The 203-nt window shown below is 39.4% G+C and carries 1 protein-coding gene; it reads left to right on the forward strand.

Features of this window, described 5'->3' with window-relative positions; translation table 11 throughout:
* Window positions 1-203: G5 domain-containing protein (locus tag HMPREF2758_RS08370; protein WP_148128899.1), on the forward strand; the 203-nt coding region annotated here is incomplete at both ends.

Here is a 203-nt window from a genome sequence, read left to right on the forward strand (position 1 = left end):
AGAACGCTCACCATAGAAAACTCTAAAGTAACAAACACTTCTGAGCCAACAGTCATTAAAAAAGCTAAAAATGCGGTTATCTTGGTCGGCGAAGGTACAAACGACGGTACTCACGAAGTAGTTGAAAAGAAAGCCATCGATTATAAAACAATCATCGAATACGATGAGAATCTAGACGCTGGCCAACAAGAAGTTGTCAAAGA

This window comes from Facklamia sp. HMSC062C11 (assembly GCF_001810675.1).
Lineage (GTDB): Bacteria > Bacillota > Bacilli > Lactobacillales > Aerococcaceae > Facklamia > Facklamia hominis.